Source organism: Actinomadura kijaniata NBRC 14229, assembly GCF_001552175.1.
Taxonomy (GTDB): Bacteria; Actinomycetota; Actinomycetes; order Streptosporangiales; family Streptosporangiaceae; genus Spirillospora; species Spirillospora kijaniata.
This window is the reverse complement of sequence record NZ_BCQR01000159.1, coordinates 20,889-28,551: the sequence shown is the minus strand read 5'-3', so window position 1 is coordinate 28,551 and position 7,663 is coordinate 20,889. Positions and strand designations below refer to the sequence as shown.

The window sequence follows — 7,663 nt, the reverse complement described above, 5'->3', positions numbered from 1 at the left end:
GCCCCCGCGCCGTGGTGTACGCCGCCTCCGGCGAGCTGCGCCCGGACGACGCGCTGGCCGACGTCGTCCGGGCGGTCCGCGCCGGGGCCGTCGTCGTCACGCCCGCCCTGTACGCCCTCTACGACCACCGTTCGGCCCCGCCGGAGGCCCGCGAGCCGGTGCTGAAGGCGGTCGCCGAGGGCGGCGGATCGCTGTTCGTGTCCGGCGTCGACCCCGGCTGGGGCAACGACGTGCTGCCCTCGCTGGTCAGCGGCCTCGGCCGGGACATCGACGCGATCCGCTGCCAGGAGATCTTCGACTACACCTCCTACGACCAGGAGGACTCGGTCCGGCACCTGGTCGGCATGGGCCACCCGCTCGACTACGAGCCGCCGATGCTCGCGCCGACCGTCCCGTCCATGGTGTGGGGCGGCCAGATCCGGCTGCTGGCCCGCGCCCTGGGCGTCGCGGTCGAGGAGATCCGCGAGACCGTCGACCGCCGCCCGCTCGACGCCGCCGTCACCACGGCCCGGATGGGGGAGTTCGCGGCCGGGACGCAGGGCGCGGTCCGCTTCGAGGTCCAGGGGATCGTCGGCGGCGAGCCCCGCCTGATCGTCGAGCACGTCACGCGCGTCCACCCGTCCTGCGCCCCCGACTGGCCCGCCCCGCCCGCCGGCGACGGCGCGCACCGCGTGATCGTCGAGGGGCGCCCGCGCATCGAGGTCACCGTGCAGGCCACCGAGAACGGCAACCACGCCGAGGGCGGCAACGCCACCGCCGTCGGCCGCCTGGTGAACGCGATCGACTGGCTGGCGGCGTCCCCGCCCGGCCTGTACGACGCCCTCGACGTCCCCCTGCGCCCCGCCGTCGGCCGACTCGGGAGGAAGCCGTGAACATCGACGTCCCCGAGGGCCGGGACCCCATCGAGTACGTGTGGGGCGAGCTCGTCCCCGGCATCGGCCCCGCCGCCGCGCGGTTCTCCCTGGCGGTCTACGCCCACACCACCCTCGGCCTGCGCGAGTTCGAGGCGGCGCGGCTGCGCGTCGCGCAGCTCAACGGCTGCGTCTTCTGCCTGGACTGGCGCACCGAGCGCGACGGCGAGAAGGTCGAGCCCGGCTTCCTCGACGCGGTCACCGAATGGCGCAGCACCGGCGCGTTCGACGACCGCACCCGCCTGGCCGCCGAATACGCCGAACGCTACGTCCTGGACCACCACGGCCTCGACGAGGACTTCTGGACGCGCATGACCGCGCACTACACCCAGCGGGAGATCGCCGAACTGACGATGTGCCTGGGCTCGTGGCTGGCGTTCGGCCGCCTGAACCGCGTGCTGGGCCTGGACACCCGGTGCGTGCTCACCCCTCCGCCGTCCGACCCCTGACATCCGCGCGCCCTCACGGCTTCAACGCCGACAGGTCGACGGACCCGGCCATGGCGCGCGCCCCGGCGTCGTTGAGGTGCATGCCGTCGGGGTCGGCGAACTCGGGGCGGATGCGCTCGGGGTCGTCCGGGTCCCCGACGGCCAGCGCGACGTCGAAGAGCGAGTCGAACACGTCGCTGGAGCGCAGCCACTCGTTCACGCGCCGCCGCTCGGCCAGGGCCTCGGGCGTGACGGCCCCCGGGTAGATCGCGCCGCCGATCGGCCCGACCGTCGCGCCGAGCACGGTCAGCCCGGCCTCGCGGGCGCGCCGGGCCAGCTCGGTGTACCCGGCGGCCAGGTCCTCGGCCCGGGCCGGCGGGCGGCCGACCATGCCCGGGATCAGCAGGTCGTTGATGCCGAGGTGGATCAGCACGTGGGACACGCCCGGCACCGCCAGCACGTCGCGGTCGAACCGGGCCAGGCCGTGCTCGCCGACCTCGTCGGTCAGCAGCCGGTTGCCGGCCAGGCCCTGGTTGACGACCCAGCCGTGGTCGAGCCGTTCGTTGAGGACGTCCACGGAACGGCGGCCGGCGCCCGCCGTCGATCCCACGCCCTCGAACCACGAGTCCCCGAACGCCACGGCGATCCGCGCGTCGGTGAACACGTCCACCCCGGTCACGTAGAACCGTGAGCCCACCTCCTCGGCCCCGGCCAGCTCCGGCGCGGAGACCTGGTCGCCCGCCCCGACATAGGCGGTCTCCAGCGGGAACTGCTGGAAGGTCGCCGGACCGGTCTCGTCCGGCAGGTACAGGCTGAGCACCAGGTCGTCACCGGCCGCCACGGCCCGGTCCACGGGGTCGCTGACGACCTCCTCCCCGGCGGGGACGGTCACCTGCTCCGCGCCGCCGAACCGCACCGCGAGGTCGCTCCCCTCGACGATCGCGCCGCCGCTCCCGCGCCCGGCGACCCGCGCCGCGCCGATCGTCAGCGGCGCGCGCCCGTACCGGTTGCTGAGCCGCACCCGCAGCCGTTCGCCGCCGCCCGCCATCCGCAGCACCTGCCGCACCGTCTGGTCGCGGAAGCCGCGCGGCTCGCTGATGCGGAACTCCTCGTAGGGGCTGATCACCGCTCCGCGGAACCCCGCCACCCAGTCGCCCATCACACACTCCTTAGTTGCCGTGAGGAATATTGCTTGAGCAAATATCTACACTGAGGAAATTCCTCATGTCAACTATTGGTAGGATTCCGGCATGGCAGCGACCGACGACCCGCTCGACGACCCCCGCCTCACCGCGGCGGGCCTGCTGTTCGAGGCGCACCAGGGCCTGGTCTCCCGCCTGGAACCGGCCTGGCGCGACCACGGCCTGTCCGGCCTGGACCTCAACGCGCTGCTCCGGCTCGGCCGCTCGCCCGGCCGCCGCCTGCGCATGACCGACCTGGCCACCCAGACGGCCCTGTCCACCAGCGGCGTGACCCGCCTGGTCGACCGCCTCACCCGCGCGGGCCTGGTCCGCCGCGACACCAGCCCGGCCGACCGCCGCACGACGTTCGCGACCCTCACCCCCGAGGGCGAGGAACGCCTGCGCGAGGTCCTGCCCACCTACCTGGCGGCGGTCGACCGCTGGCTCACGGGCCTCCTGCCGCCCGACGAGCTGGACGCGTTCCTGAAATCACTCCGCGTCATCCGGGATCGGACCAACCCCGCGGCCACCGCCCGGACCCCCTGAAACCTCGTGATCATGACCGGATACGGCCATGATCGCGGACTTGTCGATCATCGTGGCCCGTGTCACCTTGATCCCGAGGGTTACCGGTGATCTTCGGGAGGGCCCCCAGCATGACCCGGAAGCCGGAATCCACCGCGTCCATCCGTTCCGTCCCGCACCGCTGGCCCACGTTCCTCCGCTTCGACCGTCCCGAGCTCGACGGTGACGAAATGGTGATCCGGGCCAGACCGACGCAGTCGCGCGCGCGTACCCGCACCAGTCCGGCGGTCCCGCTCGCCTACCTCTACGAGCCCGAGGACGAGTTCGAGCCCGAGAGCACGGTGAGGATGTCCGCCGGCCACTACGACGCGGACCGTCAGGTCTGGGTCTTCTCCGGTGACGTCCGGGGCCTCGTGGGGATCACGGAGCCCACCACGTCATGAGACACCGGGGAGCGAAGGGCCGACCCGTCACCCCGTGACGGCCGACCCCGCCGCGTCGTGACCGGGGCGGGTCCCCGGACCCGCCGTTCCCGTACCAGGTCACTCCCGAACGAACCCGTACCAAGGAAGGCGTCAGCATGCCCAGTGTGCTCGTGAGCACCCCGCTCCGCACCGCCCGCGCGTTCATCTCGCCCGACCACGCGGCGGCCGACCCCGCGACCCTCCCGACCGCCGACGGCGACCAGCGGCCCCTCGGCTACGCCTACTCGACGCCGCTGAGCAAGCGCCCCGGCCCCGACCCGCAGGCCGGCGCCTACGACCAGGAGAGCCAGACCTGGCTCGGCCCCGACGGCAAGCCGATCGAGGCCGGCTACTCGTCCTGGACCAGGACCGGCATCTACAACGACGACCGCTACCTCGACGACATCTGCGCCTGACACATGCCCAACGAACAACCTGAGGTCCTGATCCTCACGCAGGATTTCGACCCCACCGCCGACCCGGTCGTCCGCAGCCTCACGGCCAAGGACGCCCGGGTCGTCCGGGCCGACATCAGCGACTTCCCCCGCGAGATCACCCTCACCACCTCCGACTTCGACGGGGAGCGGGCCGTCATGCGGCACCGCGACCGCGAGGTGGACCTGCGGCGGCTGTCGGGCGTGTGGTTCCGCCGGCCGACCGCGTTCGACTTCGGCGAGGAGATGGGCGAGGCCGAACGCGAGTTCGCGCGGAACGAGGCGCTGCACGGCGTGGGCGGCATCCTGCGCAACACCGACTGCCTGTGGGTCAACCGCCCCGACGTCGACGCGATCGCCGAGCTCAAGCCGCGCCAGCTCAAGCTCGCCAAGCAGGTCGGCATGCGGGTGCCGAAGACGCTGCTGACCAACGACCCCGCCGAGGTCGAACGGCTCCTCGGCCGGGTCGACGACGGCCTGGTCTACAAGTCGCTGACCGGCGGGGTGATCCACTATCCCGGCGCCTTCCCCTCCGGCCTGCTCACCAGCGTCGTCGGCGACGAGCTCAAGGAGAAGGCCGGGCGGGTGCGGCACACCATCTGCCAGTTCCAGGAGTACATCGAGAAGTCCCACGAGGTGCGGCTCACCGTCATCGGCAACACCTTCTTCCCGGTGGTGGTCGACTCGCAGGGCACCGAGTCGACCAGGGTCGACTGGCGGGCCGACATGGAGATGAGGTACGGCGACTACCAGCCGCTCCCGGAGGAACTCGTCAAGCAGGTCCAGGCCCTGATGGACGAGCTCGGGATCGTGTACGGGGCGCTGGACTTCATCGTCACGCCCGAGGGCGAGTACGTCTTCCTCGAAAGCAACCCGTGCGGCCAGTTCCTCTGGATGGAGAACGACCTCGGGGTGCCGATGGCGGACACGCTCGCCGACCTCCTGATGAAGGGGGAGCCGTTCCACCGCGGCGAGGTGGAGCAGATCGGCTACTAGGGGACGCCCCGTCCCCGCCGTGGAGCCGCCGCGCGCCGAGCCGCGGCGGCTCCCGTCGTCCGCCGGGGCGGCCGGTCCGCGCTCAGCCGGCGGCGGCGCCGAACCACCGGGGCAGATGGGCGAGCAGGTCCCGCTGGTCCGCACCGGCCCACGCCACGTGGCCGTCCGGACGCAGCAGCACCGCGGGCGCGTCCAGCTCCTCGCAGGCGTCGACGACGTGGTCGACCCGGTCCGCCCAGCCCTCCACCGAGAGCCGGCCGGTCCGGTCGAGCAGCAGCCCGCGGCCGCCGTGGGTCAGCTCGTAGAGGCGCCCCCGCTCCAGCCGCACGTCCCGCAGCCGCCGGCCGAGCAGCTCGTGGCCCTCGCCGAGGTCGTAGCGGACCGCGACCGCGGTGATCATCCCGGTCACGTACCGGTTCACCTCCTCGAAGTCCATCAGCGTCGAGAACAGCCCCCGCAGCGCGGTCGCGCCCGGGTCGGACCCCAGCAGCGTCATCTGCGCGCGGCTGTTCTCCAGCACGCGGGCGCCCACCGGGTGCCGTTCGGTGTGGTAGCTGTCCAGCAGCCCCTCCGGCGCCCAGCCGTTGACCTCGGCGGCCAGCTTCCAGCCGAGGTTGAACGCGTCCTGGACGCCGAGGTTGAGCCCCTGCCCGCCGGTCGGCGGGTGGACGTGCGCCGCGTCGCCGGCCAGCAGCACCCGGCCGACCCGGTAGCGCTCGGCCTGCCGGGTGGCGTCGCCGAACCGGGACAGCCAGCGCGGCGAGCGCACGCCGAAGTCGGTGCCCGCGACGGCCCGCAGCCGCCGCCGGAACTCCTCGATGGTCGGCGCGGCCGCGCGGTCCTCGGCCACCCCCTCGGCGGGCACGCCGACGCGGTACACCCCGTCCCCCTGGGGGACGGCGCCGAACCGCAGCTCGGTCCTGCGGACCTCCTCGACGACGGCGGCGATCGTCTCCGGGTCCTCGGTCGCCTCCATCTCGCCCAGCAGCGTCTCCACCCGGGAGGGCTCGCCGGGGAAGCCGACGCCGAGCAGGCCGCGCACCGTGCTGCGGCCGCCGTCGCAGCCGACCAGGTAGCGCGAGCGCAGCTCGGTGCCGTCGGCCAGCCCGACGGTCACCCCGTGCTCGTCCTGGCTCAGCCCGACCAGTTCGCTTCCGCGCCGGATCTCGGCGCCGAGTTCGAGGGCGCGCTCGTTGAGGAGCCGTTCGGTGACCGGCTGCGGTACGGCGAGGCCGTACGGGTGCGCCGTGTCCAGACCGTCCGGCCACGGCTTGATGACGCCGCCGAAGAGGCCGCCGACCTGGAACTTCCTGCTGACCGCGAGGAACCGGTCCAGCAGGCCGCGCTGGTCCATCAGCTCGACGCTGCGCGCGTGCAGGCCCTGCCCCCGGGACTGCCCGGTCGGCTCGGCCAGCCTCTCCAGCACGACCACGCGCACGCCGTGCAGGCGCAGTTCGCTCGCCAGCATCAACCCGGTCGGCCCGCCCCCGGCGACGATCACGTCGATCATGGAATCCCCCCGTTCGCCGGCAGGGGCGCACGTCCCTCGCGAGCCCCCGGTCCCCGCAGGTCCCGGCTTCGGCTGGAGATTGTGCGCCATGCCCCGGGCCTTGCCGCAAGCCCCCGGTCGCGCTATAAGTTGAAAATGGAGGGGAGCGCACGGTCTCCCCTCCTTCGCCGTCTCCGCTCCGAACGGACCGCTCCCGGCGCTACCGCGTCGCGACGACGATCATCCGGCTGCTCTCCAGCGTCAGCGGGTCGCCGCCCTCGTCCAGCCCGTCGACCGCGGTGAAGCCCGCCTCCAGCAGCCAGTCCCGCAGCTCGGTGAAGGGGAACAGCCGCAGGAAGTACTCCAGCTCCTTCATGCGCCCGTCGCGGATCAGGGTCCGCTCGGTCACCAGACGCCCGGTCAGCGGCTCCCACCGGTGCCGGTCGACGATGCGGTCCCCGTCCCGCTCCACCACGCTCGCGTGCTGGAACCGCCCGAGCAGCCAGTCCCGGTTCATCGTCTCCAGCAGGAGCCGCCCGCCCGGCCGCAGCGCCCGCGCCACCTCCCGCAGCACGCGCCGGTTGCCCTCGTCGTCAAAGTAGCCGAACGTCGTGAACCAGCAGACCACCCGGTCGAACCGCCCGGTCCACTCCAGGTCCCGCATGTCGCCCTCGACATAGGTCACGTCGAGCCCCTGCTCGCGGGCGTCCCGGCGCGCCCGGTCCAGGAGGGCCGGCACCACGTCCAGCCCCGTGACCCGGCACCCGCGCCCGGCGAGATGGTTGGCGATCCGCCCGTACCCGCACCCGAGGTCGAGGACCTCCATGCCGGGCTCCACGTCGAGCAGCCGCCAGATCAGATCCGTCTCGGGAGCGCTGCCGCGGTCGAGCAGCTCCCCGAAGAAGTGCACCCAGTCGTCTCCGAAGACACCCTCCATGCCTCCAACCAAACCGCCCGCGGACCCCGCGGCCACCCCCCGAACACAACCTTGATCACTTCGACACCGGACGATCATCGGGGTGCGGTGAAAGAAAGGGCGGCGAACCGACAAGAACAGGGAAGGGGGAACACCGGTCCCGGCCGGGACGGTGGGCTCGCCCCCCACGTCGCCTGCCGAAAGGAGCTGCCCGGTGATGACCGGCGGCAGTCCGCTCGTTCCCGGATCCACCGTCGCGACCCACCCGGGGGAAGGGACGACGGCGCAGCGGCGAACAACGTGCGAGCGGACCCGCCAC

General features: G+C 73.0%; 9 protein-coding genes. 6 read left to right on the top strand and 3 right to left on the bottom strand.

What is annotated here, in order from left to right:
- A partial coding sequence (locus AKI01S_RS37965) for a dihydrodipicolinate reductase (RefSeq protein WP_067829401.1) occupies nucleotides 1–872 on the top strand: 872 nt, incomplete at its 5' end.
- Complete coding sequence (locus AKI01S_RS37960) at nucleotides 869–1,360, top strand: carboxymuconolactone decarboxylase family protein (RefSeq protein ID WP_067829382.1); 492 nt, start codon at nucleotides 869–871, stop codon at nucleotides 1,358–1,360. The genes AKI01S_RS37965 and AKI01S_RS37960, both read left to right, overlap by 4 nt.
- A 13-nt stretch (nucleotides 1,361–1,373) precedes the next feature.
- Here AKI01S_RS37960 and AKI01S_RS37955 read toward each other — a convergent pair whose 3' ends face one another.
- The gene (locus AKI01S_RS37955; RefSeq protein ID WP_067829370.1) at nucleotides 1,374–2,498 is read right to left on the bottom strand and encodes a GDSL-type esterase/lipase family protein; all 1,125 of its coding nucleotides are present in this window, start codon (nucleotides 2,496–2,498) and stop codon (nucleotides 1,374–1,376) included.
- Nucleotides 2,499–2,589: 91 nt separating this feature from the next.
- Here AKI01S_RS37955 and AKI01S_RS37950 point away from each other — a divergent pair, with 91 nt between their 5' ends.
- The 4 genes from AKI01S_RS37950 (at nucleotide 2,590) to AKI01S_RS37935 (ending at nucleotide 4,939) form a co-directional block, all read left to right on the top strand.
- Nucleotides 2,590–3,066: a MarR family winged helix-turn-helix transcriptional regulator gene (locus AKI01S_RS37950; RefSeq protein ID WP_067829367.1), complete on the top strand. Its 477-nt coding sequence runs from the start codon at nucleotides 2,590–2,592 to the stop codon at nucleotides 3,064–3,066.
- Nucleotides 3,067–3,176: 110 nt separating this feature from the next.
- Nucleotides 3,177–3,488: a hypothetical protein gene (locus AKI01S_RS37945; RefSeq protein ID WP_157420461.1), complete on the top strand. Its 312-nt coding sequence runs from the start codon at nucleotides 3,177–3,179 to the stop codon at nucleotides 3,486–3,488.
- Nucleotides 3,489–3,625: 137 nt separating this feature from the next.
- Nucleotides 3,626–3,925, top strand: a complete 300-nt coding sequence (locus tag AKI01S_RS37940) for a hypothetical protein (RefSeq protein ID WP_157420460.1) — start codon at nucleotides 3,626–3,628, stop codon at nucleotides 3,923–3,925.
- A 3-nt stretch (nucleotides 3,926–3,928) separates the two neighbouring features.
- Nucleotides 3,929–4,939, top strand: coding sequence for an MvdC/MvdD family ATP grasp protein (locus tag AKI01S_RS37935; RefSeq protein ID WP_067829358.1), 1,011 nt, complete (start codon nucleotides 3,929–3,931; stop codon nucleotides 4,937–4,939).
- Nucleotides 4,940–5,021: 82 nt separating this feature from the next.
- Here the strand turns inward: AKI01S_RS37935 and rox are convergent, their stop codons facing one another.
- Entirely contained in the window at nucleotides 5,022–6,449 is a 1,428-nt protein-coding gene (gene rox, locus AKI01S_RS37930) for a rifampin monooxygenase (RefSeq protein ID WP_067829355.1), read from the bottom strand.
- A gap of 199 nt (nucleotides 6,450–6,648) precedes the next feature.
- On the bottom strand, nucleotides 6,649–7,365 hold the full coding sequence (locus AKI01S_RS37925) for an SAM-dependent methyltransferase (RefSeq protein ID WP_067829352.1): 717 nt from the start codon (nucleotides 7,363–7,365) through the stop codon (nucleotides 6,649–6,651).
- Nucleotides 7,366–7,663: the final 298 nt, after the last annotated feature.

Excerpts from the sequence above, each read along its gene's own strand:
- AKI01S_RS37955 (WP_067829370.1), bottom strand. The coding sequence starts at position 2,498 with ATGGGCGACTGGGTGGCGGGGTTCCGCGGAGCGGTGATCAGCCCCTAC.
- AKI01S_RS37950 (WP_067829367.1), top strand. The coding sequence starts at position 2,590 with ATGGCAGCGACCGACGACCCGCTCGACGACCCCCGCCTCACCGCGGCG.
- AKI01S_RS37945 (WP_157420461.1), top strand. The coding sequence starts at position 3,177 with ATGACCCGGAAGCCGGAATCCACCGCGTCCATCCGTTCCGTCCCGCAC.
- AKI01S_RS37940 (WP_157420460.1), top strand. The coding sequence starts at position 3,626 with ATGCCCAGTGTGCTCGTGAGCACCCCGCTCCGCACCGCCCGCGCGTTC.
- AKI01S_RS37935 (WP_067829358.1), top strand. The coding sequence starts at position 3,929 with ATGCCCAACGAACAACCTGAGGTCCTGATCCTCACGCAGGATTTCGAC.
- rox (WP_067829355.1), bottom strand. The coding sequence starts at position 6,449 with ATGATCGACGTGATCGTCGCCGGGGGCGGGCCGACCGGGTTGATGCTG.
- AKI01S_RS37925 (WP_067829352.1), bottom strand. The coding sequence starts at position 7,365 with ATGGAGGGTGTCTTCGGAGACGACTGGGTGCACTTCTTCGGGGAGCTG.